This is a genomic window from Euhalothece natronophila Z-M001 (assembly GCF_007904085.1).
Taxonomy (GTDB): Bacteria; Cyanobacteriota; Cyanobacteriia; order Cyanobacteriales; family Rubidibacteraceae; genus Halothece; species Halothece natronophila.
The window spans coordinates 1,203,210-1,218,379 of the sequence record NZ_CP042326.1; the positions used below are offsets into that span (position 1 = coordinate 1,203,210).

Below are 15,170 nucleotides of genomic sequence, written 5' to 3' on the forward strand. Positions count from 1 at the left end.
TAATTATGGTAGTTAATCCCGAACAAGAAAATGAGTTACCAACCAATTCAGAATATCCGGAATTAGAAGCCCAATTAGATGAGGTGAAAATTGATATTGAGGAAGTGGCGAAACGGCAACGTCGTATTACTAGCCAACTTGAGATCGCGCAACCAAGAGACACCGTTTGGCAAGTATTAACTGATTATGAATCCCTCCCTGAATTTGTTCCCAATTTAGCCAAAAGTCAACGCTTAGAGCATCCAAACGGGGATAAAGTACGTTTAGAACAAGTGGGAAAACAACGACTCTTGAAGATGAATTTTAGTGCGCGAGTAGTATTAGATTTAGTAGAAATGCCCCCAGAACGCATTGAGTTTGAGATGGTAGAGGGAGATTTTAAGGGGTTTTCTGGCTATTGGTTATTAGAAGCGGCACAAAATACTACCCAATTGAGTTATAGTATCTTTGTTTGGCCCCCACGTACCATGCCCGTAAGTTTGATTGAGCGTCGCTTGAGTAAAGATTTATCTTTAAATTTAGTGGCAATTCGGCAACGAGTAGCGGGCTAATTGGAATCCGTCCAAGCCCTTAAAAACCAACCAATGATAATCCCTAACCCCCCAAAGCGCACGGCTAGCCAAAAAGGTTCTGCCAGGTCTTTCCAGCTCACCAAACGGCTTTCTAGCTCAAATTCTAGGGATTCTATTTCTGATTGTAGCCGTTGTAATTTCGCCTCTAGTTCCTCTTTTTTCGCGCGATCGCGCTGAATTTGGCTATAGCGTCGCCGTAAGTTAAGCAGAGTTTCCTCTACTTGTTTGAGACGAGTTTCCCATTGCTGATCATCTTCTTCGGACGAATGAGGCATGATTAGACATAGATATAGCTCCTTAGTTATTGTACTTCTGTAAGGCAATTATATGAATTGGCTTCTTTTCTTACAGGAACTTGAAATTGATCAGTGCAGTTATGTTTCTTCCATAAAACGATATCCTTTTCCGTAAACGGTATGAATTAAACTAGTTTCTCCAGGCGCTTCAAGTTTACGCCGTAATAAACGCACTAAGGCTGCTAAAACATTACTACTCGGTGGACTCTCTTCTCCCCATAAATGTTGATAAATTTGTTGATGGGTTAAAACTTGTTCTGGATACTGCATTAAATAGCTTAAGAGTTTGGTTTCTCTTTGAGAAAGTTCAATCGCTCTTCCTCGACGATAGGCAATTTGATTATTGATATCAAGTTCTAAATCATATAGTTTGAGAGAAGAAGTAACGATATTTTCTTCAGCAGACCGCCTTAATAAGGCTCTCACTCTCGCTAGAAATTCTCTTAACTCAAAGGGTTTAACAATATAGTCATCTGCGCCCACATCTAATCCTTGTACGCGATCATCAACCGTATCTTTTGCCGTTAAAAATAATACTGGGGTTTTATCACCGCGCGATCGCAGATTTTGACATAATTCTAATCCTGACTTTTCTGGCATTAACCAATCTAAAATTAGCAAATTATAACCATTATCTTGGGCTAATTCTTCTCCTTGCACTCCATTATTTGCTACATCCACTTGATATCCCTCAGCCGTTAAAACTCGAGAAAGAGGGGTTGTTAATTCTGTTTCATCATCGACGAGTAATATTTGCATCATAATGGAATCGAACGTAATTTTTTCTCTGTTATCCCTATCATGCGGGGGATTTACTTCCCAAAATAACCGATAACGACTCACTAAAGAACAAACTTAGTGATAAGATAGCAAGGTTGCAACTAATAACGATAAGGAGATTAAGTGTTATGGCGTATGATGTCTATGGTATGGGAAACGCCCTGTTAGATATTGAATTTAAGGTAACTCCTGATCTCTTAGAACAGTTAGGCATTGATAAAGGAGTAATGACGCTGATTGAAGCAGATCGGCAACAACAGTTAATTAATGATTTAAAAGGTTACATGGGCAAAAAAAGTGGTGGGGGTTCCGCTGCTAATACCATGTTTGCCATTAGTCAGTTTGGTGGAAAGGGCTTCTATTCCTGTAAAGTGGCTAATGATGAGATGGGAGACTCATATGTGCAAGACTTAATTAATGCTGGCATTGATACTAATTTACAGAATCAAGAGCGGGATTCTGGTATTACAGGACAATGTTTGGTGTTTGTAACTCCCGATGCAGATCGCACTATGAATACCCATTTAGGGATTTCTGCACAATTTTCTGAGAAAGAATTAAACGAAAACGCGATCGCGCTTTCCGAATATCTGTATATTGAAGGATATTTGGTCACTGATCCCACAAGTAAAGCCGCCGCGATTAAAGGGCGTGAAATTGCCCAAAATGCTGGTAAGAAAGTGGCTCTTTCTCTGTCTGACCTGAATATGGCAAAATACTTCAAAGAAGGCTTCCTCGAAATGATTGGTGATGGCATTGATTTAATCTTTTCTAATGAAAGTGAAGCCCTCACTATGGCAGAAACGGACGATTTAGCCAAAGCCTGTGATTACCTGAAAACTCTCAGTAAAGGTTTTGTTATTACTCGGGGACCAAAAGGGGCTTTAGTGTATGATGGAAGTAGCCTGATTGAAGTAGAACCTAAACCAGTAAAAGCAGTAGATACTGTGGGTGCTGGCGATATGTTTGCTGGTGCATTCCTTTATGGTCTTACTCACGGAATGAGTCATGCTCATGCTGGTAAATTAGCTTCTGCTGCCTCGGCGCGTTTGGTTACTAGTTATGGTCCTCGTTTAGAGCCACAAGAAGCAAAAGAAGTTTTGGCTGAGGTTAAGGCTTAAATTCCTTGTATTAAGGTTGGGTTTGCCCCCAGCCTTGTTGCTGTAGCTTTATAGCAAATTAGATTATGGTTAGTCATAATTCCCTCATTGAAGAGTTAAAAAATCCTGAATTTTATCCTCATCCTGTTCAATCTCCTATTGAGGTATTACAAACCCATATTTCTTATATTTTTTTAACGGGGGATTATGCTTATAAATTAAAAAAGCCACTTGATTTAGGCTTTTTGGATTTTTCTAGCTTAGAGAAAAGACGCTTTTTTTGTCAGCAAGAATTAGAATTAAATCAACCGATCGCGCCTGATATTTATTTAGACGTTCTCACGATTACGCAACAGGAAGAAACCTTAGCACTTAATGGCAACGGGAAAGTCGTAGAATACATCTTAAAAATGCGTCAATTTCCCCAGTCAACGCTATTAAGTGAAATGGAAAAAGCGGGAACTCTAACGGAATCTTTATTAGAACGATTAGGAAAAAAGGTTGCTCGATTTCATCAAAAGACGAAAACGAATGATTATATTCGGGAATTTGGAAAACCCGAGACCATTGAAGCAGCAATTAATGAGAATTATCAGCAGACAGAAAAATATATTGGCTTAACGCAAGAGGAAACGAAGTTTAAAGCAACTAAAGCCTTTACAGATCGCTTTTTTCAAGAAAATTATGCCTTACTCAAACAACGACAAACCAATCACTCGATTCGAGAATGTCATGGTGACTTACACCTCAAAAATATCTGTTACTGGCAAGATAAAATCCAATTATTTGATCGCATTGAATTTAATGAACCCTTCCGCTTTGTGGATGTGATGTATGATGTGGCGTTTACCGTCATGGATTTAGAATTTAGGAAACGTGCGGATCTAGGGAATATCTTTTTGAATCACTATCTAGAATATACAGGGGACTGGGAAGGCGTGCAGGTTTTACCTCTGTATCTAAGCCGACAAGCCTATGTGCGAGCCAAAGTTAATTCTTTGATGCTCGATGATTCTAATGTCACTGAGGAAGTAAAAGAGAAAGCTAAGGCAAAAGCAAGCCAATACTATGATCTCGCTTGGTACTATACTCAACCGCAACAAGGGCGTTTCTGGATGATGTCAGGGTTATCAGGATCAGGAAAGAGTACCGTTGCTAGAGAGATGGCTAAACAAGAAAATGCGATTCATTTACGTTCCGATGCAGTGCGAAAACATCTAGCAGGAATTGATCTTGAAGCCTCTGGGGATGAGACGATTTATCGCCCAGAAATGACAGAAAAGACTTATGAGAGATTATTGGAAATTGGGATTCTGTTAGCGTCTCAGGGTTGGAAAGTGATTTTAGATGCCAAATATGATCGGCAAGGGTTAAGAGAAGCAGTGATAACTGAAGCAGAGAGTGATAATATCCCTTTAGAGATTATCCATTGTTATGCCCCCATGGAAGTATTGCGCGATCGCGTTTCTCAACGCACAGGAGATATTTCTGATGCAACTCCTAACTTACTAGCTGAACAACAAGCCAACGCCGAACCCTTTACCGAAAAAGAACAGGCGTATGTGAGAACTATTAACACCCATGCTTAAACTAGCTATCCCATTGTAACGACAAACGGGAGTTTGAATTATAGGTTCTCCCCAATATTTTCACCATTGGGAAATCTGTTATAAGATTATTGCAGAAAAAATTAGGAAGGATACGGATCAATTGAATACAACAGGATTAGAATTAGTCGATGTTTTTGCGGCGTTTATTATTTTGGGACTGTTTTTATTATTAGGACGCTTCCTGAAAGAAAAGATTGATCTTTTTAAGCAACTCTATCTCCCTGAGTCAATTTTAGCAGGGGCGGTGGCTCTCTTATTAGGAAAAGAAGGGTTAGGACATCTCGTTCCTCCTGATAACTTTCTCGCCAATCAAGGTATCTTTCCCCAAGATGTAACAACAGTTTGGGCACAAGCCCCGAGTATTTTTATTAATTTAGTTTTTGCTACTTTATTTCTCGGTGAAACTATCCCTAGTCCGAAAGAGGTGTGGCGAAAAATTGCTCCCCAAGTTGCTTTTGCTCAAATTTTAGCTTGGGGGCAATATGTTGTTGGGTTAACCGTTACCATTTTAATTTTAACTCCATTATTTGATATTAATCCTATTGCTGGGGCTTTAATTGAAATTGGTTTTGAAGGAGGGCATGGCACTGCTGCAGGGATGGCCGAAGTGTTAGATACTTTTGGCTTTGAGGAAGGAAGTGAGCTAGCTTTGGGATTAGCAACTGTCGGTTTAATTGCTGGTGTAGTCACAGGGACAATTTTAATTAATTGGGGACGTAAAAAAGGACATATTGTTTCCGAAACTGAAAATAATTTATCTTTTCAAGAGTCAACAAATAGTTCTGAAACTGTTCAAACCGAATATGAAGATTTTAATAAGCACGTTTTACTGGATCCCTTATCTATTAATTTAGGAATTGTCGCGATCGCGGTTACGTTAGGTTGGCTAATTTTGAAAGCCTTACAAGAGTTAGAAGCGTTAACTTGGGCAAAGATTGAAATTGAAATTATGAATTATGTTCCCCTATTTCCTATGGCACTGATTGGGGGGCTAATTGTCCAGATTACTATGAAAAAGTTAGGGATTGATCATTTAATTTTACGACCCTTACAGAAAAATATTGCAGGGGTTTCGTTAGATGCCGTTATTTTTAGCGCGATCGCGTCTATTTCTTTAACTGTTCTCGGAACTAATTTTATCCCATTTTTAATTCTCGCTATTACTGGTATTACTTGGAATATTGCCGCTTTTCTATTCTTTGCGCCACGTCTATTGCCTTCTTACTGGTTTCAACGAGGGATTGGAGACATGGGACAATCAATGGGCGTTACCGCAACTGGGCTATTGTTATTACAAATGGTTGATCCTGACAATAAAACTGGGGCTTTAGAAAGTTTTGCCTATAAACAACTGTTATTTGAACCCATTGTTGGCGGTGGCTTTTTTACAGCAGCTGCCCCCATTCTCGTGTTTCAATTGGGGCCAATTCCAGTATTAACTTTAACTGCCAGTCTGTTAGTCTTTTGGATTGTTTTTGGTTGGGTTAACTTTAAGGTTTAATTAACACTACTGCCTAAAATATATAAACTGAGTAAAGTTCCACTATTCCAAAGACTGTGAACAAGAATGGAAGCGAGAATATTGCGCGATCGCGTATAAACAACTCCCAACACTAATCCCAATACCAGTAAGGGTAACACCTCTGATAAGCTCAAATGGGCTACAGAAAAGAGTAAACTACTTAAACCAATTGCCGCCCACAGTGGAATATATTTTGTCAGAGAGGGCAGTAAAAACCCACGGAAGATAATCTCTTCAAAAATAGGAGCCGCGATCGCTGCTGTGATAAAAAAGATCAATAACGCCACTTTATCTTGGGCTTGTACCGCTAAAAATAATAACGGATTACTGCCCCCTTGTCCTTGCCAAATTTCCTGATTAATAATTGATACAATCACTACTAAGGGAATTGCTACTAAATAGCCACCAATCCCCCACACTAGCCAATTATTCCCCTTAATCTGAAACCAACCTTCTGGAAGGGGAAAATACTTGCGAATGGAAAAATAAAGTACCGTTAACCCTCCTACTGTCATCAAAATGTAGGTCACTAACACATATAAGGCTTTTCCCTGAATATCCCAGATTCCAGGATTAATACCAGAGGCAGCAATCAGTAACGGGAGTAAAATTTGACCAACAAAGAAAAATCCCACTACTAAAACTTGCCAAGTAATTTCCCAATCCCAAGGCGTATCCCAAGTTGTATTTTGATTTGTCGCGAGAATAGACTCTTTTCCTTTAATTGCCCATTGTGTAAGTAAGAAAAGCAATAACCCAAACCCAATTAATCCCCCAATTAGCGGTAAACCCGTTACAATGGCTAAATTAAATAACGCTTGCTGGGCTTTTTCCTGTTGGGCAGTTTCTAAAGACGCTAAGGCTGCTTCATCTCCTTGCACCTCATATAAGCGATGTAACCCTTCATACTCAAACCAACCATCAAGTTGATCTTGAATTGTTGTTTCCGCATTCTCACTCACTTGCGGGGGTGTTTCCCATAACCCTGCTAAGACACTAGCAGCACGAGAAATATTGGCAAATCCTGTTTCTTGAGAAAATTCTTCCTGTAACCCTTGCCAGGTTGCTAACGCTGTCTCAGTATTGTTCTGTTTTAACTCTAAAATGCCGATTTTGAGTTCTAATTCGCCAATAAAACCATTTAACTCTTGAATTGTTCCTTGTAGCTGTTGTTCTTCTGGAGAAACATCAGGAACTTGGGCTAAATTAACCCCATTGCCAACTGTCGCATCAGCAGATAACCCTTCGAGTTGGGTTTGGATATCACGGCGACGACTCTTTGCTAACTCTAAACTTTCCTCATACTTCTTTTGGGCATCTGCATAGGGATTTTCCCCCAATAGGGTTTCAGAAGAAATTTGACTGTCTTCTTCTACCGCTTCTAACGTTGTTGCCTGTAAGGATAAATTAACTTGATACAGTTCTAATCGTGCTTGAATTTGTGGTTGTGAGAGACTACTGCCCAGAGAAAGGATAATTTTTCCCACCGCAAACAGCGTTAACAGAAGTAAAAGAAAGCGTTTTAGGGTCATAAGGTCTAGAATTATTGGCAAAGTTATATCTAAACCGATTGTAACTGAGATGCACTTAACCACCAATAGGCACAAGTGTCGTAGTACAATAACCTCGTTTACCGATTTGGAGGAGAAACTGTGGCAACTAAGGTAATTATTATCCGTCACGGACAAAGTAGCTATAATTTAGAACAGATGATTCAAGGGCGTTGTGACAAGTCTGTTTTAACAGAGCAAGGTCGCGCTCAGGCGGAAAAAGTTGGGAGTACCTTGCGCCAACTTGAGATCAAGACAATTTATTCTAGCCCTCTACAAAGAGCAAAAGAATCAGCAGAAATTATCCGCAATTGTTTTGACGTTTCTCCTGCTTTACAAGTTGCTGAGTTATTACAAGAGGTTGATCTCCCGTTATGGGAAGAAAAGAAAAAAGATGAGATCATCAATCATTTTCCAGAAGATTATCGCTGCTGGAAAACCCGCCCTCATGAATTTTATATGGTAGTGAATGGGCAAAAACATTATCCTGTTTTATCTCTTTACGAACAGGCACAGGAATTTTGGAAAAGCGTAATTTCTCAACATGATGGGGAAACCATTGCAATTGTTGCTCATAATGGCATTAATCGTTGTTTAATTAGTAGCGCGATCGGTGTTCCACCAGCCCTTTATCACTCGATTCAACAATCCAATTGTGGCATTAATGTCCTTAACTTCCAAGGGGGTTGGGGAGATCCTGTGGAATTAGAATCTCTTAATCAAACGGCTCATTTAGGGGTTAAATTACCTTCTCCTCGAAAAAATAAAGGGATTCGTTTACTATTAGTGCGTCATGGAGAAACTGACTGGAATAAGGAATCTCGCTTTCAAGGGAAAATGGATATCCCTCTCAATGAAAATGGGAAAGAACAAGGACGCAAAGCTGCTGATTTCTTGAAAGAAACCCAACTTGACTTTGCCGTTTCTAGCCCCATGTTACGCCCTAAAGAAACTGCCGAGTTAATTTTATCTCATCACTCAGAAATTGAGTTAGAACTAAAAGAAAAATTATTAGAAATTAGTCATGGTAATTGGGAAGGAAAATTAAAGCCAGAAATTGAACAGGAATATCCTGAACTATTAAAACAATGGCAAGAAACCCCAGAAGTTGTGCAAATGCCTGAAGGGGAAAATTTACAGCAAGTCTGGGATCGCGCGATCGCGGCTTGGGAAGAAATTGTTGCAGAAAAAGGAAAAAATACCGAAGGAATGAAAACAGGCATTGTGGTTGCTCATGATGCGATTAATAAAGTTATTCTCTGTGCATTATTAGGGTTATCTCCCAGTAATTTTTGGAATGTGAAACAAGGAAATGGAGCAGTGAGTGTCATTGATTATCCAGAGGGCAAAGATGGCGCACCAGTATTACAAGCGATTAATATTACCAGTCATCTCGCAACAGGAATTTTTGATCAAACTGCAGCTGGTGCCTTATAAGTAATTGAAAATTAAGGGTGAACGCGATGTTCATCCAGTTACTTATTTAAAACTCACTTATTATCCACTCACTCTCTCACTTGTTTATAGCGTAATTTACTTCAAAAAATAGCAATCTCAATAACTACAGGGAAGTTACCCAGAATTGATTTACTAATTTTCAATTTTGTATAATTTTCAAAACACTAATTAACTCACTTTTTAGAGAAATCGGAGTTAAAATAAAGTTAGTAGTATTCCCAAGTTTTGCATTTATTAATTAAGACTCCCTTATAGTGAAACTTATAATAACGGTCATGTCTGAAGGTTACTTTGCGAATCAAGGCAAGGAGAAAAAATAATTGCTAAACTAGCAGTAATCAAAATCGTTACGCTATTCCACGGTAACTAAAAACTAATGATCGAAATGGGAATAAATAGTAACAGCGTAAACTAAAGGAGATTTTTTTCAGACATTTGTTATCGCGTTAGAGATTACTAATAGGAACTTAAGAATAAGTTTACGCAAGTTTGAGATTAGAACTTTTCAATTGTAGGAGTGAGTGCGATCATGAGTCCTAGCCAGGAAACATCTTTATCAGTTACCTTAAACTTACCAGTAAATTCCTCAGAGAAAATCACAGCCACGGGGGTTTACGTTACTGTTCATGGTCATTTTTATCAGCCCCCACGGGAAAATCCTTATTTAGAGGCAATTGAACGCCAACCTAGCGCGGCTCCTTTTCATGATTGGAATGAGCGTATTCATCATCAATGTTATCGTCCTAATGCTTTTGCCAGAGTTTTAAATGATCGCGGGGAAGTAATTGATATTGTTAATAATTTTGAATATTTAAGTTTCAATGTTGGCCCCACATTAATGTCATGGCTAGAACGCTACGACCTGGAAGTATATCAAAAAATTATTGAAGCCGATCATGCCAGTTGTCAACGCCTCAATGGACATGGAAACGCGATCGCGCAACCCTACAACCATACCATTCTTCCCCTAGCCAATCAACGAGATAAAATTACCCAAATTCGGTGGGGAAAAGCAGATTTTCAATCTCGATTTGGACGTGAACCAGAAGGAATGTGGCTTCCAGAAGCAGCAGTAGATTATCCGACATTAGAAGCATTAATTGCTGAAAATATCCGTTTTATCATTCTTTCTCCTTCTCAAGCCCAACGCTGTCGTCCATTACCCAGTGTTAAAAATTTCTTTCCTCAAGTTTGGCGGGAAGTTGGAGGCTCACAAATTAATCCCACGCGCCCTTATCGCTGTTTTGTTAATGAGAGCGACTTTATTGATATTTTCTTCTATGATGGACCAATTTCCGCAGATATGGGATTCCATGATGTACTCAGTAGCTCCCAAAATTTCACTGAACGATTAAAACAGGCAATTCAAGGAGATCATCGCCCCTCTCAACTCATTAATGTGGCAACTGATGGCGAAACATTTGGACATCATAAACCCGGTACTGAGAAAACTCTTGCTTATGCGTTTACTCGTGAATTTTCGGCCCGACATTGGCAAATTAGCAACTATGCCCATTATTTAAGTGTATCTCCTCCCACCTGGGAAGTAATGCTCAAACCGGTTACATCTTGGAGTTGTTGTCATGGGGTAGAACGTTGGCGCAATGACTGTGGTTGTGGGGGAACTCCTCAAACGCAACAAAAATGGCGTAAACCTTTGCGAGACAGTTTAGACTGGCTACGAGATGAATTAGCAAGAATTTTTGAACAAGAAGGGAAATCCATCTTTTCTGATCCTTGGCAAACTCGTAACGATTACATTGAGATTTTACCTGGCAGACAGCTTTATTTTACTAATGATTTTCTGGCTCAACACAGTAGCCATGATCTCACCTCAGCAGAAACTATTAAGGGGTTACAGCTTTTAGAAATGCAACGTCAAGCCCTCTTAATGTACACCAGTTGCGGTTGGTTTTTTGAAGAAATTTCTCGCCCGGAAGCCGTGCAAAATTTACGTTATGCCTCTCGCGCCATTGAACTAGCACAACAGATTTCTGGAGAATGCTTAGAAGAGCTATTTATCCAAGGTTTAGCTAAAGCCCCCAGTAATGAGGAAAAATATGAAAACGGGGCGGAAGTTTATCATCAATTAGTGAAACCAGCCCAAGTAACAATTGAACAAGTAGTTGCTCATTATGCCCTTAGTTCTTTGTTTAAGGATCATCGTGAGCAACACTATCATTATTCTTATTACATTACGCAACAACATTATCAACGACAAACTATTGGGGCCTTAACCTTAGCTATGGGATTGTTAAACCTACAGTCTCATGGCACGAGAGAAACCCATACGGTGGTTTTTGCGGTGTTACATCTAGGGAGATGGGACTTTCATTGTTGTGTCAAACGTTCTCCCAACCTTGCTAGTTATTGGAGTTCGGTGCAAGAAATTTTTGCGATTTTTAAGCGGGGGAGTGCCGCGAAAACTATTGTTGCAATGCAAACGTATTTTGGAGAACAATGTTTAGGGCTGGAAAATCTCCTTGGGGAAAAGCGGTTGGAGATTATGCAACAACTCACCCAAGAGACAAAAACCCGTTTAGATGAACTTTATACCCAAATTTATCGGGATAACTACACAATTTTTTTAGCGTTGCAAGAAGATAACTTACCGATTCCTCGGGAATTGCAAGTAGCAGCAGAAATTACTCTTTCTCAACGGTGTATCAAGAGTTTACAAGCTCTTGAGCGCGTAGAAGAAGAGGTGACAGCGCGAGAAACAGTGTTAGAGGAACTAGAAGCGATTACTACAGAAGCCAAAACCCTCAAATTGGAATTAGATATTCCAGAAGGAAGAGCCATTTTAGAACGCTTAACGGTACGTTCCTTGTGGCATTTACTTAACCATGATCCTGATAATGTTACGAAAGGAGAATATACTAAGCGGCTAATCCACCTTGGGCAAGTTCTACAGCTGGGCGTGATGCTTGATCGCTGTCAGGAATTATATTACTATTGGCTAAAATCCTTTGACAGTTCAGAGTTTTCCCCTAGCCTACGCCCTCTTTTAGAATTAGGACTAGATTTAGCGGTTGATGTCCGCCCTTGGCTACAAAAAGGAAATTCATAAGTTTTCTAGTTGCATTTTTGAACGTTCTTGTCCATCTGCATTTTGATCTTCAGTAAAAAGATCGTGAGCAGTTTCAAAGGCTTCTCGGGCTTCAGTATTGCGATTGCGACCTTTGAGAGCTAATCCTAAATTGTAGTAGGCTCCGGGAGTATCAGGGGCTAACTCAAGGATGCGACGATAAGTAGTGATTGCTCTAGTATAGGTTTCTTTTTGTAGTTGTACCTCTCCGAGAGAAACAAGTGCTTCAACTAATTGAGAGTCTATGCGAATTGCTGATTGATATGCTGATTGAGCATCTGTTAGTTCACCTTGAGCTTGATAAACTTGACCAAGACTTACCCAAGCCCCAGCCTCTCTTGGGTTTTTTTCAAGGGCTGTTTCTAAATGGGATTTTGCCTTTTCATATTCTCCCTCTTTTACTAACAGAGAGCCAAGAATAGCATTAGCTTCCTCATGATTAGGGTCAATTGTCAAGGCTTTTTCATACATACTTAAAGCACCAGCACGATCATCTTGACGTAATAAAACTACTCCTAAGCCCAGATAGGGTTTGATGTTTTCAGGATCGAGTCTAGCTGCGCGATGGTAGGCGTTAGTGGCGGCAGAATAATCTTCAGTTTTTGCCAAACTATGAGCTAAAGCAAACTGAAAATCAGCATTATCAGGTTCAAGTTCGACAGCTTTTTCATAGGCTTCTGCAGCCGCTTCATAATTTTCTAAGGTTGCTTCAACATAGCCTAAACCAGAAAAAATCCTTGCATTATCTGAGTCTAAGTTGCTTGCTTGTCTGTAAACTTGAGCAGCGGCTTCATAGTCTCCAGCATTGACTAAGTTTCGACCTCGCTCTAATAATTCTCGTAAGCGACCCTGATGGCTGTTTTGAGCCAATTGTTCAATTCTATTGTCTTGTTGTGGAATTTCACCGAGCGCGATCGAGGAGCCAAGTGTGATCGGGACAGTAGCGATAACCAACAATATTCCCTGAAATAGACTTGTTTTCTGCACGGTCATTCAAATATTAAGATTTGATAATAATGTCATCGCTTACTTTACCACAAGCAAGAAAAGCATTCAATCAGTCTCACTGGGAACTACTTTAAGAGGATGTTTTCCGAGAGTAGCTACTACTACCCACAATTAATCTCTTCTCAGGCAAAACTAATTACCGCCTTACCCCATCTTGAACTGAATTCACTTCATCAAAGGGATCAGAACGTCCTCCCCAATTAAAGCCATTAATTTGAAAACTCACAGATGCAATTTCTAGGGTTGGGTTATAGCGTAATCTTAAGTTATAAGTGCGACGAGAATACTCTAAAATCAAATCATTACTAATAACATTGCCATCATCGAGATTTAAAGAGGTTTGAAATCCTGCTAAAACGGGGCCATAAATTTGTTGCAAAACACCAAAAGATAACCGTTGCCGATCTACTAAGCGATCAAATAAAAATGGGGATTCTCCCACTCCAATAGATTGGGTATAAGTGGCATTAAAATCAGTATAATCAAAAGTTTGTTCGGAGAAATTTCCCAATTGTCCTTCAACGCCAACACTCGCATTAAGATAGTTTTGTTGATCACCACTACTATATAAAGAGGTGACTCCTGTTAATCCTGTGGTGAACTGCAAATTAGGACGCACTGGGCGTGGGGTATAACGTAAACCTTCTTCGGCGGTTGCAGGTAAAGTTTCACCTTCCCATAAAGGCGTTCCCCAACTTAAGGAAGTGGCGGCTTGATAACGGGTTAAGCTTACTCGATCATTGTCGCGATCGCGCTCTAAAAGTTCCTCCGCATCTGTTTCTGCATTAATCCGTTGGACTCCCCCTTGATAGCTAAGACTCACGCCACTGTCACCGAGATCAAAGGTAGGAGAGGTAATCACCGCCCCAAAACTCCTTTGCACATCTTGAAAGCCGAGAGAACCACTAAAAACGCGATCGCGAAAACTCGCTTCAATATTAAGTGTATGTTCCCCTTCATCCCGTCCCACGGCTTGTCGTAATAATAAACTACCGCGAAAATTATCCTCTAGAATATTGCCATCTAATCCTGTAATCGAGCCATCAGCACTTAATCGAGTCCGAGGGCTAAACTGTCCTTCTAAATTAACCCGTCCCCCAATTGTACTTGCATCAGCTATCCCTTCATCTAAAAGGGCTCGTTGGACAAAATATTGCGGGGTAAAGGTTAACTCCCAGTTTCGATTCTCAAAAATAGAAATATCTCGCTCAACAAATAACCCCCCACGATCATCAGAATCAAACCCAAAACTAACAATATTGAGAAACCGATCTCTGTCTTCATCATCAAAAACAATCCGATTACGGGGAATAGGAAGAGAAAACCCATCATCAAAGACTAAACGCAGGTTAGAAACGGTTAACTCGTCTCTTGTGGGAGAAATCTGCTGTAAATTGGCTTGATTTGCCCTTAATTCCAACTCTGGCGGCGAAAAAGGGTCATTAGTCAAGCGCATATTTGTTGCTTCAAAATCAGCCCCATCAATTTGTAATTCATCCGCTTCAAACCGCAACCGATTTACCGTTCCCCCAGTGTCAGGTAATGCAAACTCACTGACTTGCGCTCCCCCACCAATAGAAAACTGATAACCTTCATCTTGCTCAACATCTCGAACCCCGCGTTCCCTGATCTCCCGTTGCGGTAACGTGACTGCACTAGCATCATTTGCCAATCCCACGCCAAAATCGCGGCGTAAGGTAGGCTGAAAAATCTCCCCCCTTCCATTGGTAATGACTCCTGTATCTTGAGCAAAATTATACTCGAAGCGATCGCCGTTTAGGACTTGTTCCCCCCGTTGAAACCCAATATTTCCTGTTCCTACCGCGAACCGATTTTCCACATTAATTCTTAATTCATCAGCGATTAACGTTCCTTGAGCAAATTCGGCGGTCACATTCCCCTCAGCAGTAATGACTTGAGTTTCGGGGTTAAAACTTTGCTTATCAGCAGTAATTTCTAAAACATCCCCTGCTTGATTATTTTGAGCAATTTTCCATTCTTGGGTATCGCCCCCTCTCACCGCAACCCTAACTTGAGTAATGGTTTGTTCCTCATTCAGGCTTTCTAGAGGCTGATTCAATGCTAAATGAGATACACTCGATGCTTGAGAAGCCATTTCAACAGTAGGTGGCGGAAAAGGAGGAATATCTGCAAATAGCATTGATAATTGGTTATTTGTTATGGGT

11 protein-coding genes are annotated in these 15,170 nt (G+C 40.2%); 6 read left to right on the forward strand and 5 right to left on the reverse strand.

The window, feature by feature from the left end; genetic code table 11:
* Nucleotides 1-5 precede the first annotated feature (5 nt).
* Entirely contained in the window at nucleotides 6-551 is a 546-nt protein-coding gene (locus FRE64_RS05685) for an SRPBCC family protein (protein ID WP_146295062.1), read from the forward strand.
* On the opposite strand, the gene FRE64_RS05690 is transcribed toward FRE64_RS05685, so the two are convergent.
* Together FRE64_RS05690 and rppA are read right to left on the reverse strand one after the other, a co-directional pair.
* The gene (locus FRE64_RS05690) at nucleotides 548-847 is read right to left on the reverse strand and encodes a hypothetical protein (RefSeq protein WP_146295063.1); all 300 of its coding nucleotides are present in this window, start codon (nucleotides 845-847) and stop codon (nucleotides 548-550) included. The genes FRE64_RS05685 and FRE64_RS05690 overlap by 4 nt on opposite strands.
* Before the next feature lie 99 nt (nucleotides 848-946).
* Nucleotides 947-1,627 carry a two-component system response regulator RppA gene (gene rppA, locus FRE64_RS05695; protein WP_146297290.1) on the reverse strand — a complete coding sequence of 227 codons (681 nt, stop codon included), beginning with the start codon at nucleotides 1,625-1,627 and terminating at the stop codon, nucleotides 947-949.
* Nucleotides 1,628-1,776: 149 nt separating this feature from the next.
* Between rppA and FRE64_RS05700 the strand changes: the two genes are divergently transcribed.
* The 3 genes from FRE64_RS05700 to FRE64_RS05710 all read left to right on the forward strand — a co-directional run bounded on the left by FRE64_RS05700 (nucleotide 1,777) and on the right by FRE64_RS05710 (nucleotide 5,859).
* Nucleotides 1,777-2,769 carry an adenosine kinase gene (locus FRE64_RS05700; RefSeq protein ID WP_146295064.1) on the forward strand — a complete coding sequence of 331 codons (993 nt, stop codon included), beginning with the start codon at nucleotides 1,777-1,779 and terminating at the stop codon, nucleotides 2,767-2,769.
* Nucleotides 2,770-2,834: 65 nt separating this feature from the next.
* Nucleotides 2,835-4,337, forward strand: coding sequence for a bifunctional aminoglycoside phosphotransferase/ATP-binding protein (locus FRE64_RS05705; RefSeq protein WP_146295065.1), 1,503 nt, complete (start codon nucleotides 2,835-2,837; stop codon nucleotides 4,335-4,337).
* 121 nt (nucleotides 4,338-4,458) lie between these two features.
* Nucleotides 4,459-5,859, forward strand: coding sequence for a sodium/glutamate symporter (locus FRE64_RS05710; protein WP_146295066.1), 1,401 nt, complete (start codon nucleotides 4,459-4,461; stop codon nucleotides 5,857-5,859).
* Here the strand turns inward: FRE64_RS05710 and FRE64_RS05715 are convergent.
* The gene (locus FRE64_RS05715) at nucleotides 5,856-7,412 is read right to left on the reverse strand and encodes a CPBP family intramembrane glutamic endopeptidase (RefSeq protein ID WP_146295067.1); all 1,557 of its coding nucleotides are present in this window, start codon (nucleotides 7,410-7,412) and stop codon (nucleotides 5,856-5,858) included. The genes FRE64_RS05710 and FRE64_RS05715 overlap by 4 nt on opposite strands.
* 120 nt (nucleotides 7,413-7,532) lie before the next feature.
* Here FRE64_RS05715 and FRE64_RS05720 point away from each other — a divergent pair, with 120 nt between their 5' ends.
* Both FRE64_RS05720 and FRE64_RS05725 read left to right on the forward strand, forming a co-directional pair.
* A complete protein-coding gene (locus tag FRE64_RS05720; RefSeq protein WP_146295068.1) occupies nucleotides 7,533-8,867 on the forward strand; it encodes a histidine phosphatase family protein in 1,335 nt (444 codons plus the stop codon).
* A 550-nt stretch (nucleotides 8,868-9,417) separates the two neighbouring features.
* Entirely contained in the window at nucleotides 9,418-11,958 is a 2,541-nt protein-coding gene (locus tag FRE64_RS05725) for a DUF3536 domain-containing protein (RefSeq protein ID WP_146295069.1), read from the forward strand.
* Here FRE64_RS05725 and FRE64_RS05730 read toward each other — a convergent pair.
* Nucleotides 11,953-12,969, reverse strand: a complete 1,017-nt coding sequence (locus FRE64_RS05730) for a tetratricopeptide repeat protein (RefSeq protein ID WP_146295070.1) — start codon at nucleotides 12,967-12,969, stop codon at nucleotides 11,953-11,955. The two genes, FRE64_RS05725 and FRE64_RS05730, sit on opposite strands and share 6 nt — an antisense overlap.
* A gap of 151 nt (nucleotides 12,970-13,120) precedes the next feature.
* A complete protein-coding gene (locus FRE64_RS05735; protein WP_146295071.1) occupies nucleotides 13,121-15,145 on the reverse strand; it encodes a DUF3769 domain-containing protein in 2,025 nt (674 codons plus the stop codon).
* Nucleotides 15,146-15,170: the final 25 nt, after the last annotated feature.

Bases quoted from the DNA above. Each gene is read 5' to 3' on its own strand.
- FRE64_RS05730 (WP_146295070.1), bottom strand. From the start codon at position 12,969: ATGACCGTGCAGAAAACAAGTCTATTTCAGGGAATATTGTTGGTTATC.
- FRE64_RS05690 (WP_146295063.1), bottom strand. From the start codon at position 847: ATGCCTCATTCGTCCGAAGAAGATGATCAGCAATGGGAAACTCGTCTC.
- FRE64_RS05735 (WP_146295071.1), bottom strand. From the start codon at position 15,145: ATGCTATTTGCAGATATTCCTCCTTTTCCGCCACCTACTGTTGAAATG.
- FRE64_RS05700 (WP_146295064.1), top strand. From the start codon at position 1,777: ATGGCGTATGATGTCTATGGTATGGGAAACGCCCTGTTAGATATTGAA.
- rppA (WP_146297290.1), bottom strand. From the start codon at position 1,627: ATGCAAATATTACTCGTCGATGATGAAACAGAATTAACAACCCCTCTT.
- FRE64_RS05705 (WP_146295065.1), top strand. From the start codon at position 2,835: ATGGTTAGTCATAATTCCCTCATTGAAGAGTTAAAAAATCCTGAATTT.
- FRE64_RS05685 (WP_146295062.1), top strand. From the start codon at position 6: ATGGTAGTTAATCCCGAACAAGAAAATGAGTTACCAACCAATTCAGAA.
- FRE64_RS05725 (WP_146295069.1), top strand. From the start codon at position 9,418: ATGAGTCCTAGCCAGGAAACATCTTTATCAGTTACCTTAAACTTACCA.
- FRE64_RS05715 (WP_146295067.1), bottom strand. From the start codon at position 7,412: ATGACCCTAAAACGCTTTCTTTTACTTCTGTTAACGCTGTTTGCGGTG.